Below are 16282 nucleotides of genomic sequence, written 5' to 3'. Positions count from 1 at the left end.
AGACAGAAAAGAAATTTTGGAGCGGGAAACGAGACTCGAACTCGCGACCCCGACCTTGGCAAGGTCGTGCTCTACCAACTGAGCTATTCCCGCTTAGGAGGATTATTCAAAGCGCCTTGAAGCACCTAATTCTTTGTAATCTACTGATTATAAAGGCTTTAACACTTTAAGGCGTTTGGAATGGCGCTGATTATGGACCGGTTATCACACGCTGGCAAGCCTTTTTTCACGCCCCTGCTTTGTTTGCTTATAATATCGCCAACCGCACATCTCATGCCATCATACGGGCGCTCAAACTAACAGGGAACGATGAACAACGAGCATATATTACGTTAATGAAATAAATTGGTGGCTTTAGATATAAAATCTGATTGAGTGTGCTCTCTCATTCTGGCAAATTAAGTCGACACGGAATAAAAACGTCCACGGCTGGTACATCACACTAAAAATAATAATGCCAGTTTCAAATAGCGTTATACCCAAATATTCAGTCTGCAAAGCCAGGTGCAATGTGTTTGTACCGTGCAATGGGAGCCTGATATCTGGCGGGTATATTACTCGACAACACCACAACCACTATTTCATTTTCATTCTTTTTACGCAGGCTTTTAAAAAGCCGTTTTAAAAAGTAGGTTGCTGGCTCATTTCTGGAGAGAACGCTTATGCCAGATATTAATATATTTTTATCTTCTTTGCTCGAACGGCAATTACATGACGCTGCCGAGCGTTCCCGTATCCGGGAAGCCGCCATGAGCCGACAGCAATTACATCAAAAAGCCCGCGCACTGCTCGATCAGCTCACTGGCATCGAAGACGATGAACGCGCTCAGCGCGACCGATCAACGTTACCAGCAGGCGATATTCGTGAACGTCTGGCTCGTGCCCGTCAGGCTAGTGCCTTTGTCAACGGCACAGAAACAAACCCATTCAGCGGGCTGACTTACCATCAATTATCGTTGATTGTCTACGATGACAGCGGCGAGTTTACTTTGAATGAACGCCGGGCGGCCTGGAGCGAAGCCTACATGCAAGATCAAGCCTGGCGTCAGCATATTGTCACGCAGGCTTGCCTCAACTATTGCCATCCACACTGGCAAATACAGTTTTTCACCGCTGTACTGAAAAATTACCGTTCATTGCCCGCGATTGAAAAAGCCCAATATCCACATCACTACGAACGGCAATTGCAATGCCATATTCTGCCCAGTGGCGACAGAGCACACCCGTTGGATTTTTCAGCCTTGTTTGATTACCCCAGCCTGTTGGAAATGTTGCTTGCCATCAGGCTGGGCGCTGCCAGACGCGAAATCCTCTCCCCCACAGAGAACCCTATCCCTTGATCCCGGCAGCCAGCGCACGTATCGACGTCAAACGTGCAACTGGGTCGTTAACTGGCGTATGGATAATGAACTCGTTGACGCCTAAACGCTGATGGTAATGCTGCAACTGGCGATGGACCTCCTGCGAGGTACCATACAAAATGTTCTGCGCCTGTTTTTCGATACGGAACTGTGTACTGCCAGCCTGTTGCACCAGCAGGTCAGCCTGCTCCTGAGTCAGCACATTGAGCGGTGCACGGTCGTCAATATAGACCTTGTAGTTATATCGCTCGCCCGCCAGCATTTTCGCCTCATCATGACTTTCCGCTACGATAACCGACAGCGATAACAGTGCCTGTGCATGTTCGGGCTGGTACTCGCGCCAGGTGAGGAACGCCTCCGTCAGCAGGCTTTCACTGGGCTGAATGAACCCGGCAAAGACAAAATTCCAGCCCAACGAGGCCGCCAGACGCGCACTTGCCGGACTGGCTCCCAGCAAAAAACGTGATGGTGACGCCGGTGGCAGCGGCGTGGCGAACAACCCGGAATTCGATTGTGCCGACGTCGGCTCCAGTAATGTATGCAGTTGCCGCAGTTTATCGTCAAATGTCACCTGCCGGGCTGGGTCAATCTCCTGTTGCAGCGCACGAGTGGCAAGCGGGAATCCACCTGGTGCCTTACCAACGCCCAGGTCGACGCGGTCTGGTGCCAGCGATGACAGCACATGGAAATTCTCTGCCACTTTATAAGGGCTGTAATGCTGCAACATCACCCCGCCAGAACCAATGCGGATGTGGCGGGTATGCGCCAGCAACCAGGCAATCAGCACTTCCGGCGATGAGCCTGCCAGTGAATCAGAATTGTGGTGTTCTGATACCCAGAAGCGAGAGTACCCCAATGTATCGGCGAGGCTGGCCAACGCTGTCGTCTGTGCCAATGCGTCAGCAGCGGTCATCCCTTGTGCAATCGGACTTTGATCTAATAAACCAATACGATAGCTCATGTATTTCCTTTTTCTGATCTGGCCTGAATTTTTTGCATATTTTCATAGCCAGAAAAAATTCATAAATAACAAAACAGCGTTTAAATAGTACAAATTCTCACTATCAGTAAATGAGAATCACAATAATCAGCATAATGAACTATCTATTTTTACAGGGATACTATTTCCACATGACTACTTTTTCATCGTGAAACTCTTCGAGAAGCATTCTTATTTTTCCGTGGTACTTATTTCATTTCCTGAATAAATAAATCACAAAACCCCCTGAGATATTTTTTTGCTTTGGCATAGTCAATTTTGTTGTTTTACATCTCGAATCCTCTCATCAATAGTATTTTTCAGACGTTCCTGACCCTCTATTCCCTTTTAACCACGCGTTTTCCTGTGTTTTATCCCAGCCAGGAAACGGGGGGCTTTTAACCAACATTTACCGTAGGGAGCATGCCGATGAGTAAAAAAACGATTTCTGAACACCCTTCAAGCCCTGCACGGCGTCAGTTGCGACTGGGGGTCATATTGCAGGGCGCAGCCGGCAATATGTCAGCCTGGCGACACAACAACGTGGTACCGGATGCCAGCATCAATTTTGGTTTCGTGCTAGACACGGTGAAAAAAGCAGAGCAAGGGAAATTCGACTTCGCTTTTGTGGCGGATGGTTTATATATCAACGAAAAATCTATCCCCCATTTTCTTAACCGCTTTGAACCGCTGACACTGCTCTCAGCGCTGGCCGCCTCCACCCGTCACATCGGTTTGGTCGGTACGCTGTCCACCTCTTACAGTGAGCCGTTCACCACCGCACGGCAGTTCGCCAGCCTCGATCACCTGAGCCATGGCCGTGCAGGCTGGAACGTAGTGACCTCGCCACTGGAAGGGTCAGCGAAGAATTTTTCCCGTGCCACACACCCAGAACACGCCCTGCGCTACCGCATAGCCGATGAGTTTTTGCAGGTGGTGAAAGGGTTATGGGATTCCTGGGAAGACGATGCGTTTATCCGCGACAAAGCCAGCGGCCGCTTCTTCGACCCGGAGAAACTGCATACGCTGAACCATCAGGGCGAATTTTTCTCGGTCGCCGGGCCACTGAATATCGGACGCACACCACAGGGTCGTCCAATTATCTTCCAGGCCGGTGCGTCGGATGACGGCAAGAAACTGGCTGCCAGCCACGCCGATGCCATTTTCACCCACCAGCACACACTGGCGGAGGCGCAGGCGTTTTACCGCGACGTCAAGCAACAGTTGGTGGAACAAGGGCGACAAGAAGACCAATTGCACATCTTTCAGGGTGTTAGCGTACTGGTGGGCGACAGCGCGGAAGATGTGGAGCGCCAATATCAAACCACCGCCGCACTGGTCACCATCGAAGACGCGCTCAATTACCTCGGCCGTTACTTTGAACACTACGACTTCTCACAACACCCGTTGGATGCCCCCTTCCCGGATATCGGCGCGCTCGGCCAAAACAGTTTTCGCAGCACCACCGACGAAATCAAACGCAATGCCCGCGAACGCGGATTAACCCTACGCCAGGTGGCTCTAGAGGCCACGACACCCCGCCCACTCTTTAGCGGTACGCCGCAACAGGTGGCCGATGGGTTGCAGTCGTGGTTCGAACAGTACGCCGCCGATGGCTTCATCATCCAGAGCGCCACGCCGGACAACTTCACTCGATTTGTCGATCAAGTGGTGCCATTGCTGCAACAGCGCGGCTTATTCCGCCAGGAGTACCCCGGCTACACGCTGCGGGAAAGTCTGGCGCTGGAGTTTCCTGCTAACCGTTACACCGCCGCCCGTCACCTCACTGAGGAAACGACACCATGAACGCACGCGACTACGCCACACTGCTGCTGACCACACTACTGCTCAGCGCTGGTGGGCATGCCGAATCAGTGAGCGTCGGTCGTATCGACCTGAAAGCCAACCAATTACCGGTACATGCACCCGCTAACCCACAGGCGATCGCTGAAATCCCTGCCGGGTTTACCTTTGCCGAACCCGGCACACTTACCGTGGCGATCGCCAGTCACAGTTCCCCACCGCTGGCACTGCTGGCGGACGACAACAAAACACCTATCGGCAGCGACCCGGACATCGCCCGTTTACTTGCCGACGCACTGGGGTTAAAGCTCAAACTGGTACCTACCGCCTGGGAAGACTGGCCGCTGGGCATCGCTTCTGGTCGCTATGACGCCGCCATCCTCAATATCGCGGTCACCAAAGCACGTAAGGAGAAATTCGATTTCGCCACCTATCGGGTCGATACGCTGGGTTTTTACGTCAAATCCACCAGCCGTATTCAGGCAATTCGGGGAGCGGCAGATGTCGCAGGACTCAAGGTGATCGTCGGTTCTGGCACCAATCAGGAAAACATCCTGCTGGGCTGGGATCGCCAGAATCGTGCTCAGGGCTTAGCGCCGGTACAGCCGATTTACGTTACCGACGACGCGGCGGCCAACCTGAGCATCCAGTCCGGCCGGGTGGACGCCTTTTTCGGCCCGCACTCCATCGGGGCGTACAAGGCGGCACTGACAGGGCAGACGCGGATGGTGGGTATTGGTCCTACCGTGGCACCGGTTGCCGTGACCACCCGCAAGGGTAACGGACTGGCACAACCGATTAGCACCGCGCTCAACGGCGCCATCGCTGGCGGGCAATACGCGCAGGTGCTGGATCGCTGGGGTGAGAATGACGAAAAAGTCACACGCTCCGACGTCAATCCACGCGGATTGGACGAATAACTCAACCCGTCCTTCCCGCTGATAAATTTATCTTCAAGGAATACGCTATGCAGACTCTCGCCGTTCGTCCATTTTATCACCTGGCCGCTACGCTATTTGGCGGCTGGTTATTACTCGGCAGCGCACAAGCTGCCAGCATTGACCTTAATGCTAACCAACAGCCGATCCATGCGCCCAAAAACCCGCAAGCCATCGCGCAGATCCCGGCGGGATTCCGGTTTGTCGAGCCAGGTAAACTGACCGTCGCCGTCGCAGCATTAGGCTCCTCGCCGCCGCTGGCCTTTCTGGCCGACGACAACAAAAGCCTCATCGGCAGCGAACCGGACATCGCCCGGCTGGTAGCCGATAGCCTCGGGCTGGAATTGAATCTGGTATCAACCTCATGGGAAGACTGGCCGCTGGGCGTATCCTCCGGTAAGTACGATGTCGCCATCACCAACGTGACCGTCACCAAAGCGCGTAAAGAACGCTTTGACTTTGCCACCTACCGTGCCGATACACTGGGCTTCTACGTGAAATCCAGCAGCAAGATAACCGCTATCCACAATGCCAAAGATATTGCCGGGCTGCGGATTATCGTCGGTTCCGGCACCAATCAGGAAGCCATCCTGCTTGACTGGGACAAGCAAAACCGGGCAGTCGGCTTGCCGCCATTTCAGCCGGTCTATGTCACCGATGCTGCCGCAGCAAACCTGAGTATTCAGTCTGGTCGCGCCGACGCCACATTCGGCCCGAATGTCACCGGTGCCTATAAAGCGGCGCTGAATGGGCAGACTCGCCTGGTGGGGACCGTCAACGGCGGTTGGCCTCAGGTGGCACACATCGCGGTCACCACCCGTAAAGGTAACGGACTGGTGGTCGCACTCAATACCGCGCTCAACGGCGTGATTCAGAGCGGCGAATACGACCAGGTACTGAACCGCTGGGGAGAAGGTGTGGAGCGAATCAACCACTCAGAGATCAACCCGCTGGGTCTGGGCGACACGCCATTGTAATCCGTATCCAGTTGCACAGGGAGAACGCTATGTCTGAGGAACATTTCATTGTCACCTACCCGGAAGACGAACGCATTGCGCCGGTACTGGACGGTTTATTTGCCGAATACCGTCAGCGCTACGGCGACTACTTCGCCCATCATGATCCGGAACCACAGGGGCTATATCTACCGCCGGACGGTATTTTTATCGTGTTGATGCGCGATGAACGCCCCATCGCCACTGGCGCGTTCAAACGCTACGACGCCACCACCGCCGAGCTTAAACGCATCTGGACTGACAGAACCCTGCGACGTCAGGGACTCGCCAAACGGGTGCTGATCGAGCTGGAGCGACATGCCCGTCGGCTGGGCTATCGGGATCTGTTTTTGACAACCGGTTTTCGCCAGCCGGAAGCAGTAGGGTTGTACCTGAGCGAAGGTTATCAACCACAGTTCGATACTCAACTCGACCCGGAATATTACAGCCTGCCGCCGCACGATGGCCGGTTGCCGTTTCGTAAACCGCTGTATGGGCCATTGTCTGAACGGGTGGCTCAACAGGAACGGGCTATCGGGTAATAAGGACACACTGATGACACACTCAATCCCCCCCGCACTGCATCCGACTGATGCCCCTGCGACAACCTTGCGCGTGGTACCGGCGCGTTACCCACTACGTATCGCTGGCACTGTGTTTTCGCTATTTATTTTCGCCGGTATTGCTGAATCGGTGGCGCTCAACAGCCGCTGGGAATGGTCCGTGTTCGCCAGCTATTTTTTTAATCCCGTCATTCTGGAAGGGCTAGGGCGTACCCTGCTGCTGACGCTGCTTGGCACCCTGTTCAGCGTGATCGTCGGTACCGGTCTGGCGTTGGCACGGCTGTCATCGTCCAGCTTACTCAGTACGCTGTCCTGGCTGTATATCTGGTTATTTCGATCACTGCCGCTGATTCTGGTACTGATAATCCTCTACAACTTCTCGTACTTGTACGACACATTGGCATTGGGTATCCCTTTCACGGCAGTCGAGTTTTTCCGCTACCCCACCATTGATGTACTCAGCCCCTTCGCTGTCGCGGTGCTGGGACTCACACTGGTGCAATCGGCCTACACCGCCGAAATTATCCGTGGCGGTATCCTTGGCGTTGACGCCGGGCAATTCGAAGCCGCCGCCGCGCTCGGCTTACCGGGTTATCGCCGTACCTGGCGAATTATTCTGCCGCAGGCGTTGCGTTCCATTCTGCCTACCGGCTTCAACGAAATCATTAGCCTGGCCAAGGGCACCTCGGTGGTGTACGTGCTGGCACTGCCGGAACTGTTTTACACCGTGCAGGTGATTTACAACCGCACTCAGCAAGTCATTCCACTGTTGATGGTCGCTACCGTCTGGTATCTGGTGATCACCAGCGTACTGTCGGTACTGCAATATTTTGTAGAACGCTACGTCGCCCGCGGGGCAGTACGGGAAATACCGACACATCCGTTACAGCGTCTTTTCCGGCACCTGACCGCACTGATATTCAGAGGGAAATACCATGTCTGAAGCTATTGATCTTTATTCAATCCCACATACCGTATCAGGCACTGTAGCCGAAAAAGGTCGGATCGATATTCAGGGGGTAGGCAAATGGTTCGGTGCACATCGGGCGCTGGATAATATTAACCTGACGCTGCCGCCCGGATCAGTAACGGTGATAATCGGGCCATCAGGCTCCGGCAAATCCACGCTGCTGCGAACCATCAACCACCTTGAGCGGGTGGACGAAGGCACCATCCGTATCGACGGCGACTACATTGGCTATCGCCGTGAAGGCGACACACTGTACGAGCTAAAAGAACGGGAGATTCTGCGCCAACGCATCGGCGTTGGCTATGTATTCCAGAGCTTCAACCTGTTTCCACACCTGACGGTGCTGGAGAACATTATTGAAGCGCCACGAGTGCACCGGCTGTACCACCGCGCCCAGGCACAGAGCGTGGCGCTGACGCTGCTGGACCGGGTCGGGTTACGCCACAAAGCGAATGCTTATCCGCGCCACCTGTCCGGCGGGCAGCAACAACGTATCGCTATTGCCCGTGCGTTGGCGCTCAACCCCAAGGTGATGCTGTTTGACGAACCCACCTCGGCGTTAGACCCGGAACTGGTGGGCGAAGTACTGGACGTCATCAAGGATCTGGCACGATCGGGCGTCACTATGGTGATCGTTACCCATGAGATTGGCTTTGCGCGCGAAGTGGCAGATCGGGTGGTGTTCATGGTGGATGGCAGAATCGTGGAAAGCGGCGATGCGTATCAGGTACTGAATCATCCTGCCCATCCACGCACCGCCAGTTTTTTGAATAAGGTGCTCTAAGCGATGTTTTCATTCCCCGACACCGTGCGGGGAATGAAAGTGTTACTTCAATCGTTCACGCAGTTCAGTTGACGCCTGCAACAGCGCGGCGCGAGTGGCCGGTACATTGCTTAACGCATTGAGCAGACCGAAGTCGTGGATCATGCCGTTGTAGCGCGTGACGGTGACATCTACCCCGGCCTCATCCAGCTTACGACCATAGGCTTCGCCTTCATCACGTAGTACATCCAGCTCAGCGGTTTGAATCAACGCCGGTGGTAACCCTTTCAATTGTTCACGGGTGGCCCGCAAAGGAGAAGCCAAAATATCTCGACGTTGCGCACTGTCCGTGGTGTAAGCATCCCAGAACCATTTCATCATGTTGCGGCTCAGGAAGTACCCCTTCTGAAACTGCTGGTAAGAGGCAGTATTAAAATCGGCATCAGTCACTGGCCAGAACATCACCTGATAGCGAATGTGCGGCGTCCCCGCCTGTTTAGCCTGTTGCGCTACCGCTGCCACCATATTGCCGCCCACACTGTTACCCGCCAGTGCCAGCCGTGAACCATCTACGCCGATCTCGTTACCGTGTTCCGCTACCCAACGGGTCGCCGCATACGCCTGGTGAATCGCCACTGGATAATGCGCTTCCGGCGACGGCGAATAATTGACAAAGACTGCCGCCGCACCGGACTGTACGACCAGATCGCGCACGAAGCGTTCGTGCGTTGGGTAATCTCCCAGAATCCAGCCACCGCCATGGAAGAACATGAACACCGGCAGAACCCCGGTGCTACCAACCGGTTTAACGATGGTCAACGGGATGTTCTGCCCATCAACGGTAATGGTTTTCTGAGTGACGTCAGCCGCAGGCAGGCTCGCCCCCGCTTGTGCAGCAACCAGCACGTTGCGCGCATCTGCTGGTGACAGCTGTTCGAGCGGCTTCCCGCCACCCGCATTCAGTTTATCCAGAAACGCCTGCACATGACGTTCAGCATACGGTGCCTTGTTGTCCACCGCTGCGGCATTCCCCGCTACAGCAACCAGTAAGGCTGCGACAAGACTTTTTCTCATGATGGATTACCCTGGTGTTAAGTGAAAACATTTACTTTTTAATGAGTTATTTTTTTCTTATTTCTATCTGACTCAAATCACTGTCAGTTTCACATCAATGTTGCCACGCGTTGCGTTAGAGTACGGGCAGACGATGTGTGCTTTCTGTACCAGGTCTTCCGCTACCGCACGGTCTACACCCGGCAGGGTGATTTTCAGTTCAACTTCAATGCCAAAGCCGTTCGGGATGGCACCGATACCCACGCTGCCATTAATGGTCGTTCCCGCCGGAATCGAGACTTTGTCACGTGCGCCGACGAACTTCAGTGCCCCCAGGAAACAGGCGGAGTAACCAGCAGCAAACAGTTGTTCCGGGTTGGTACCTTCACCACCTGCACCACCCAGCTCACGCGGCGTGGTCAATTTGACATCCAACTGCTGGTCAGAAGAAACCGCACGACCATCACGACCGCCGGTCGCCTGCGCATGTGCAACGTAGAGAACTTTTTCAATAGACATCATGTGACTCCTTTGAGTGGATTATATTAGCGATTTAAATCGTTAGATATTAAATCGTACACTACTTAATTGGTGATAAAAAAACGCGTCCAATCAGCACGCGTTACATCATATCGACTCATCAAATATGTCTGATGAGGCTGGCTCGCAGCGTTTCCAAATCGTGCTTGATAGCACGCAACTGCTCGATATTGCATTCTGACGCGCAGAACACCCCTTCTGGTACGGCCTTCGCTTTGGTCTGCAAAACACGCCCGTCGTCGGTGAGCTCAATCAGCACCTGACGTTCGTCTTCCGTGCCACGACGGCGCGTAACCAACCCTGCGGTTTGCAGGCGCTTAAGCAGCGGCGTCAGCGTAGCAGAATCCAGAAACAGACGCTCACCCAGTTCAGAAACCGTTACCCCATCGCGTTCCCACAACACCAGCATCACCAGATACTGTGGGTAGGTGAGGTTAAGCTCGGTCAGCAAACGGCGATATAACTTGTTCATCGCCAGATTCGCCGAGTAGAGCGCGAAACAGAGCTGGCCGTCCAGCCGGAAGGCGTCATCACTCAGCATCGGTTTGGTATCGCTATCGTTTCTGTTCATGGTTGCCACTCTATATCGCTCAAAATTAAATAGCAAGCGATTTAGATTAAAAATTGACGACGATGGAAAAGAAAAAATTAACCTATTGATAATAAAAAGAACCGATAGAGGCTCCACCGGTTCATGCTCAAAACCACTCAGCCTTAATACCGCCACCCGTCATGCCAGGTGTGGGTAAACCCCCGGCCCGATGGGTAGCCCCAGCAGATACCACACCACCAGCAATATCAGCCAGACAGTAAAAAACATCAGCGGATAAGGCAATATCAACGAGTAATAAGTACCCAGTTGTGCCTGTTTGTGATAACGCTGCAAAAAGCCAAGAAATAATGGAACGAACGGTGACACCGGTGCCAGTGGGATCACCGATGAATCCGCTACCCGGAACACAATCTGGGCAAAGGCTGGATGAAAACCGAGCAGCATAAACATCGGCACAAAAATCGGTGCCAGAATCGACCAGATAGCAGAACCACTGGCAATAAACATACACAGGAACGCCGATAGAAAAATCAACCCGACAAATGCGGGAATCCCGGTCATCCCCAACGACTCCAGCAAGTCAGTCAGCCCGATGGCGATAAACTTCCCCATGTTGCTCCAGTTGAAGAACGCCACGAACTGCGACAGTGGAAATACCATGACGATAAAACCGGCCATGCCCTTCATCGGGTCAATCATCAGCTTCGGCAGATCGTTTTGGGAGGTGATCTGGCCGGTAACGACACCATAAGGAATGGATACCACAAAGAAAAACGCGATGATCAGCGGCACGATGCCCTGAATGAACGGCGATGGCATCACCGTGTGTTTGACCAGATCACGCAGCGGGCCCCACTCTGGCACCACCAACAGCGCAACAATAGCGATGAAGACCAGTGCCGCAAGGCCGCTGGCACGCAGACCGCGATTCTGTTCCGGCGTCAATCGGGACAGGTTTTCGTTACGTTCCCCTTGGTAAGGGGGCAGACGCGGCTCGATAAATTTATCTGTCAACAATGCACCGGCGATGGTCAGCACAACCACGGATGCCGCCATGAAAAACCAGTTATCAATCACGCTGACATGCACCGCCGGATTAATCACCTTGGCTGATTCGGTGCTTAACCCTGACAACAGCACATCGGTGGTGACGATCAGTAAATTAGCGGTAAAACCGCAACCGACCCCAGCGATGGCTGCCAGCAGCCCCGCCACTGGGTGACGCCCCACCGCCAGAAAAATCAACGCCCCCAGTGGCGGCATCACCACCAACGCCGCATCCGACGATATATGACTAAAAAAAGCGATAAACAGCACCATATAACTGGCGTAGCGGGCGCTGACATGCGAGGCCATTTTGTACATCAATGTTTGTAGCAGGCCAACGCGCTCCGCCAACCCGGCTCCCAGCACCAACGCCAGAATGGAGCCCAACGGAGTAAATGCACTAAAATTCTTGATAACGTTGGGCAAAATCCATTGCATCCCTTCCACGCTGAGCAGGTTTTTCACCCGTACCACGTCGCCATTGGTGGGATTCGTTGCTGTAATTCCGCACCAGGAAAACAGTGCGCTGGCCACCATCAATAAGACGATGAGGTATACAAACAATAAAAATGGATTAGGGATCTTATTCCCCACACGCTCTACCCACAGGAAGAGCCCGCCCTGCTGCGGCTGGCCACGTTCCGTTGTCACACTCATGCTGTTTCCCCTCTGTGCTGAATTCTTATGTGATCGTGTTGTTGTGATTAATATTGTTGTGATTGATATCGTTGTGATTTGTACTGTTGTAACGGGTGCTACCGTTTTACCGTCGGCCGGGCGACTCGATTTATCTAGCCAGGCCCGCCGTTGCGGGAACGACGCAACACGCAGCGGCCTGTTGTCAAAACGGCAATAAAACTTTTAGATCAATGAGATAACGGTGATGGCTGGATACCTGCCGGAATCGGGCAACGGTACGGTGTTTCCTGTCGCTGCTGTCGCCACTCCTGCTGACAGGCTTGCAGCAACGTGCTGTCGGTAAATAACGCCAGCGCGGTGGCTGACATCACTTTTGCCGCCAGCAGCATGCCTTTATGTGCCAGCGAAGTGCGCCCTTGCGCTACCGCCTGCCAGGTATGTAGCGGTGTGCCCAGCGCGTAGCAGGGGCTGAAACACTGGGCGGTCGGCACCAGCCAACTGACATCGCCGACGTCGGTAGACCCTGAAAGCAAGGTTTCGGTCGGTGCATAAGGCGCCACCTGGGTGGTCAGCGCACATCCTTTAAGCGAGCGGCTAAACGCCTGACCATCCACGCCGCCGGTGCGGGCAATAGTCGTCAGGTTACTGGCGATATCCTCGCTACTCAGTGTCCGCACGATGTCAGCAGCATATGCCTGCTCCTGCTCGCTATACGCCGGTATGCCAAATGCCTGCACAAAACCGTACATCGCCTGTTCCAGTGTCCGATTGGGGACATAGTTGGAACAGGCTTTGTCGAAACGCACCGTCAGGGTGGTATCCGTCATCAGCGCCGCCCCCCGGGCGATATTCACCACACGCTCATAAATGGCCTGCGCCTGATCGATTTGTGGCGCACGCACCAGATACAGCACCTCGGCGTCCGCCTGCACGACATTGGGAGAATGGCCACCGGTGTCAGTCACGGCGTAGTGCAAACGCGCTTCGGGAATGATGTGTTCGCGCAGAAAGTTAGCGCCGGTATTCATTAGCGTTACCGCATCCAGCGCACTGCGCCCCAGATGAGGTGCCGCTGCCGCATGCGCCGCCACCCCCTTAAAGCGAAAGGCGGCCTGAATATTAGCCAGCGTCGGCGTGCAGAACATGCCGCTGAAGGTCTCCGGATGCCAGGTCAATGCGGCGTCGACATCATCGAATACGCCTTCACGCGCCATGAAGGTTTTCCCGGAACCGCCCTCTTCCCCCGGACAACCGTAAAAACGAATGGTACCGGCCTGTGGATGCTGCTCCAGCCAGGCTTTCACGGCCAGTACACCGCCAAGACCGGCCGTACCGAGCAGGTTATGCCCGCATCCGTGACCATTTCCGCCCGCCTCTAGTGGCGACGGCACAGCACACCCCGCCTGCTGACTCAACCCGGCCAGCGCGTCAAACTCGCCCAGCAACGCCACCACTGGCTGACCGCTGCCGAAACTGGCGACAAATGCCGTATCGATACCGGCAATACCGCGCTGTAGGCAAAAACCTTCTGCCTCCAGCACACCGGCCAGCCGCTCGGCCGAGTAATGCTCAGTAAACCGGGTTTCCGGATGATCCCAGATATCATCCGCAAGAGCGGCCAACTGATGTGCGCGGGCAGCCAGCGCATCGTTAACAAATCCGACGATCGTTCGGGTCATGGTGCTTCCCCAAACTCGCCGATATTGAGCGCCAGCAGCGCCAGCGTTTTCACCGCCACCGTCATGACGCTTTCGTCAAAATCGAACTTTTCGTTGTGATGTCCGGCGCTAAGTGTCGTGCCAAATATCGCGTAAGAAGCCAAACCGCCATGCGCTTTCACGCGCTCCATGAGATACGTAGCATCTTCAGAACCGGCCGCGCCGTCTTTGCGGTCAATAATGTGGGTCAGTTCTCCCACCCGTTCTGCCTGACGATGTATAAACGCCACCCATTCCGGGCTGGGCTGACTGCATTGTGCGGCCCCCATCAGCGCAACCTCCACCTCGACGCCGTGCATCACCGCCGCCCCGTTGATCACCTTCAGTGCCTGCTGATAGATAAACTCGTTGACCTCGTTGGTCGCTCCGCGGGTTTCCACTTTCATCATGGCGTGTGATGCCACGACGTTGCGCCCGGTACCTGCCTGTAAAACGCCGACGTTAATGCGTGAACTACCGCCACTGTGACGAGGAATGGCGTGCAGCCCCAACGTAGCCTGCGCCGCCGCCAGCAAGGCGTTGCGTCCTTCTTCTGGTCGGCCACCCGCGTGAGAAGCCACGCCGCGATAGGTCACATCCAGCTTGGTGGTCGCCATAAACGTGTCGTTACCACACACCAGGTGGCCGTTGGGAATACCGGTGCCGATATGAATGGCGGTAAAATAATCCACGTCATCCACCACGCCAGCTTCCGCCATCGATTTACCACCACGGGTGCCTTCTTCTGCTGGCTGGAACACCACTTTGATGGTGCCGCACAACTGATCCCGCATCGCCATCAATACCTGCGCTAACCCCAGGCCGATGGTGGTATGGCCGTCATGGCCGCAGGCGTGCATCATGCCCGCATTGCAGGAGGCGAACGCCTCACGGAAGGGACGATGGTCGTCTGCCAGTTGTTCGTTCAGATCGAGCGCATCCATATCAACGCGATAACCGATAACCGGACCGGGGCGTCCGGTATCCAGCGTCGCCACAATGCCAGTGAAGCCGCCAGAAAAATAGGGTAGCCATTGCGGTAATGCCCCCTGCGCCAGCGCACGCTGCTCCTGCGCCTGCAATACCTCGTCCGGCGGCAACCCCATGCGGGCATCGGCGCTGATGACATCACGCCCAAGTTTCAACGCATACCCCATCTGGTGCAGCGCATCGGCAACCCGTGTCGCTGTACGAAACTCCAGCCAGCCGGACTCCGCATATTTATGCAAATCGCGGCGGGTTTCACGCAGCCACGGAATAAAGTGTTCCACACGTTGTGACAAATCGGAATAAAGAACGTCTGAGTGCATAAGCCTGTTTTCTCTGATGGTGTACTGAAAGACAACGCCTGTGCCACGGGTTGTCACGTAACTGAAAAAAATGTACACAAACCCACCAGAGTGAATAAGATGTCAGGATGTTTGTCGTGATAAACCACAGTTATCACCACAATGGCGATCAGGAAACGAGATGACCCAAAACGTAAAGCTGCATCAGTTGCAATCCTTCGTCGAAGTGGCGCGCCACGGCAGCATTCGGGCCGCCTCGCGCCAGCTCAATCTGTCTCAACCGGCGTTGACCAAATCCATTCAGGAGCTGGAAGCCTGCCTCGGCGCACGTCTGTTTCTGCGCCATCGTCAAGGTATGGTGCTGACAGATTGCGGCGAAGCCTATTTCCGCCACGCCAGTCTGGTCATGGAAGAGTTGCGCGTCGCGCGTGAAGACATCCAGCAACGGCTCGGACAAGCCAGTGGACGGGTGAATATCGGGGTGGGCGCCAGCATCGCCCATACGGTAATGCCGGAGGTTGTCAGCCGTTTTCACCGACTGTACCCGCAGGTCAAACTACGGGTCACCGAAGGACAACTGGTGGCGATGATACACGAGTTGCGGCAGGGAGAATTGGACTTCACCGTGAATACCTATTCCGGCTCGTCCTATGATAACGAACTGTTATATGAAAAACTGATGGAAAAGGAATATTGCGTGGTAGTTCGGCGCGACCACCCGACCCAACAGGCTCGCTCGCTGGAGGATCTGCTGGATTACGAGTGGACGATGCCCACCCCGCGCGGCAGTTATTACAAGCAGTTGTTTGATCTGTTTGCGACACTCCCTGTGACGCCCCGAATCAGTGTGACCTGCGAAACCCTGATGTCCAGCGTCAGTCTGGTGGCCAAAACCGACTTTATCAGCATTCTGTCGCGTGACATTATCCGCGATCCGATTCTTGGCGAACGACTGCGGGTGCTGGAGCTGGAGCAGCCACTGCCCAAGGCCACCTTCTACCTGATCCAACGTAAAGACACCATGCTCTCGCCGATGGGCACCCAACTCGCCAAACTCTTTCGGCTGTATTGCCAGTAATGTGGATGGATTGC

Annotated in this window: 15 protein-coding genes and 1 tRNA gene; 8 read left to right on the top strand and 8 right to left on the bottom strand. The window is 54.7% G+C overall.

Features of this window, described 5'->3' with window-relative positions:
* Positions 1–17: 17 nt before the first annotated feature.
* Positions 18–93 (bottom strand) — tRNA-Gly (locus tag FGI04_RS00280).
* Positions 94–662: 569 nt separating this feature from the next.
* On the opposite strand from FGI04_RS00280, the gene FGI04_RS00275 reads away from it, so the two are divergent.
* Positions 663–1340 (top strand): hypothetical protein, encoded by a 678-nt coding sequence (locus FGI04_RS00275; RefSeq protein ID WP_407337232.1) that lies wholly within the window; start codon positions 663–665, stop codon positions 1338–1340.
* On the opposite strand, the gene FGI04_RS00270 is transcribed toward FGI04_RS00275, so the two are convergent.
* Positions 1330–2322, bottom strand: a complete 993-nt coding sequence (locus FGI04_RS00270; RefSeq protein WP_342698532.1) for an LLM class flavin-dependent oxidoreductase — start codon at positions 2320–2322, stop codon at positions 1330–1332. The genes FGI04_RS00275 and FGI04_RS00270 overlap by 11 nt on opposite strands.
* 447 nt (positions 2323–2769) lie before the next feature.
* On the opposite strand from FGI04_RS00270, the gene FGI04_RS00265 reads away from it, so the two are divergent.
* Genes FGI04_RS00265 through FGI04_RS00240 form a run of 6 tightly spaced genes read left to right on the top strand, consistent with a single transcriptional unit; the run spans position 2770 to position 8393 of the window.
* Positions 2770–4146 (top strand): LLM class flavin-dependent oxidoreductase, encoded by a 1377-nt coding sequence (locus FGI04_RS00265; RefSeq protein WP_407337231.1) that lies wholly within the window; start codon positions 2770–2772, stop codon positions 4144–4146.
* On the top strand, positions 4143–5063 hold the full coding sequence (locus FGI04_RS00260; RefSeq protein WP_407337230.1) for a transporter substrate-binding domain-containing protein: 921 nt from the start codon (positions 4143–4145) through the stop codon (positions 5061–5063). Before FGI04_RS00265 ends, FGI04_RS00260 begins: the two co-directional genes overlap by 4 nt.
* A 47-nt stretch (positions 5064–5110) precedes the next feature.
* On the top strand, positions 5111–6058 hold the full coding sequence (locus FGI04_RS00255) for an ABC transporter substrate-binding protein (RefSeq protein WP_342698529.1): 948 nt from the start codon (positions 5111–5113) through the stop codon (positions 6056–6058).
* Between the two features lie 29 nt (positions 6059–6087).
* Entirely contained in the window at positions 6088–6618 is a 531-nt protein-coding gene (locus FGI04_RS00250; protein WP_342698528.1) for a GNAT family N-acetyltransferase, read from the top strand.
* A 13-nt stretch (positions 6619–6631) separates the two neighbouring features.
* Positions 6632–7582 (top strand): amino acid ABC transporter permease, encoded by a 951-nt coding sequence (locus tag FGI04_RS00245; RefSeq protein WP_407337229.1) that lies wholly within the window; start codon positions 6632–6634, stop codon positions 7580–7582.
* Positions 7575–8393, top strand: a complete 819-nt coding sequence (locus FGI04_RS00240; protein WP_407321868.1) for an amino acid ABC transporter ATP-binding protein — start codon at positions 7575–7577, stop codon at positions 8391–8393. The genes FGI04_RS00245 and FGI04_RS00240 overlap by 8 nt, the downstream gene beginning before the upstream one ends.
* A gap of 42 nt (positions 8394–8435) precedes the next feature.
* On the opposite strand, the gene FGI04_RS00235 is transcribed toward FGI04_RS00240, so the two are convergent.
* From FGI04_RS00235 to FGI04_RS00210, 6 genes are all read right to left on the bottom strand, one after another.
* Positions 8436–9446 (bottom strand): alpha/beta hydrolase, encoded by a 1011-nt coding sequence (locus tag FGI04_RS00235; protein ID WP_407321869.1) that lies wholly within the window; start codon positions 9444–9446, stop codon positions 8436–8438.
* A 72-nt stretch (positions 9447–9518) separates the two neighbouring features.
* On the bottom strand, positions 9519–9944 hold the full coding sequence (locus FGI04_RS00230) for an organic hydroperoxide resistance protein (protein WP_026357729.1): 426 nt from the start codon (positions 9942–9944) through the stop codon (positions 9519–9521).
* Between the two features lie 121 nt (positions 9945–10065).
* A complete protein-coding gene (locus FGI04_RS00225) occupies positions 10066–10536 on the bottom strand; it encodes a MarR family winged helix-turn-helix transcriptional regulator (RefSeq protein WP_342698525.1) in 471 nt (156 codons plus the stop codon).
* Between the two features lie 159 nt (positions 10537–10695).
* On the bottom strand, positions 10696–12222 hold the full coding sequence (abgT, locus tag FGI04_RS00220) for a p-aminobenzoyl-glutamate transporter (protein WP_407337228.1): 1527 nt from the start codon (positions 12220–12222) through the stop codon (positions 10696–10698).
* A gap of 209 nt (positions 12223–12431) precedes the next feature.
* On the bottom strand, positions 12432–13883 hold the full coding sequence (locus tag FGI04_RS00215) for a M20 family metallopeptidase (RefSeq protein WP_407337227.1): 1452 nt from the start codon (positions 13881–13883) through the stop codon (positions 12432–12434).
* Complete coding sequence (locus FGI04_RS00210) at positions 13880–15211, bottom strand: M20 family metallo-hydrolase (protein WP_407337226.1); 1332 nt, start codon at positions 15209–15211, stop codon at positions 13880–13882. The genes FGI04_RS00215 and FGI04_RS00210 overlap by 4 nt, the downstream gene beginning before the upstream one ends.
* Positions 15212–15371: 160 nt before the next feature.
* Between FGI04_RS00210 and FGI04_RS00205 the strand changes: the two genes are divergently transcribed.
* The gene (locus FGI04_RS00205; protein ID WP_407337225.1) at positions 15372–16268 is read left to right on the top strand and encodes a LysR family transcriptional regulator; all 897 of its coding nucleotides are present in this window, start codon (positions 15372–15374) and stop codon (positions 16266–16268) included.
* Positions 16269–16282 lie beyond the last annotated feature (14 nt).

This window comes from Dickeya ananatis, assembly GCF_019464615.1.
In the GTDB taxonomy this organism is placed as follows: Bacteria; Pseudomonadota; Gammaproteobacteria; order Enterobacterales; family Enterobacteriaceae; genus Dickeya; species Dickeya oryzae.
Note: the sequence above shows the minus strand (reverse complement) of the source record. Positions and strands in the feature narration are given on the sequence as shown.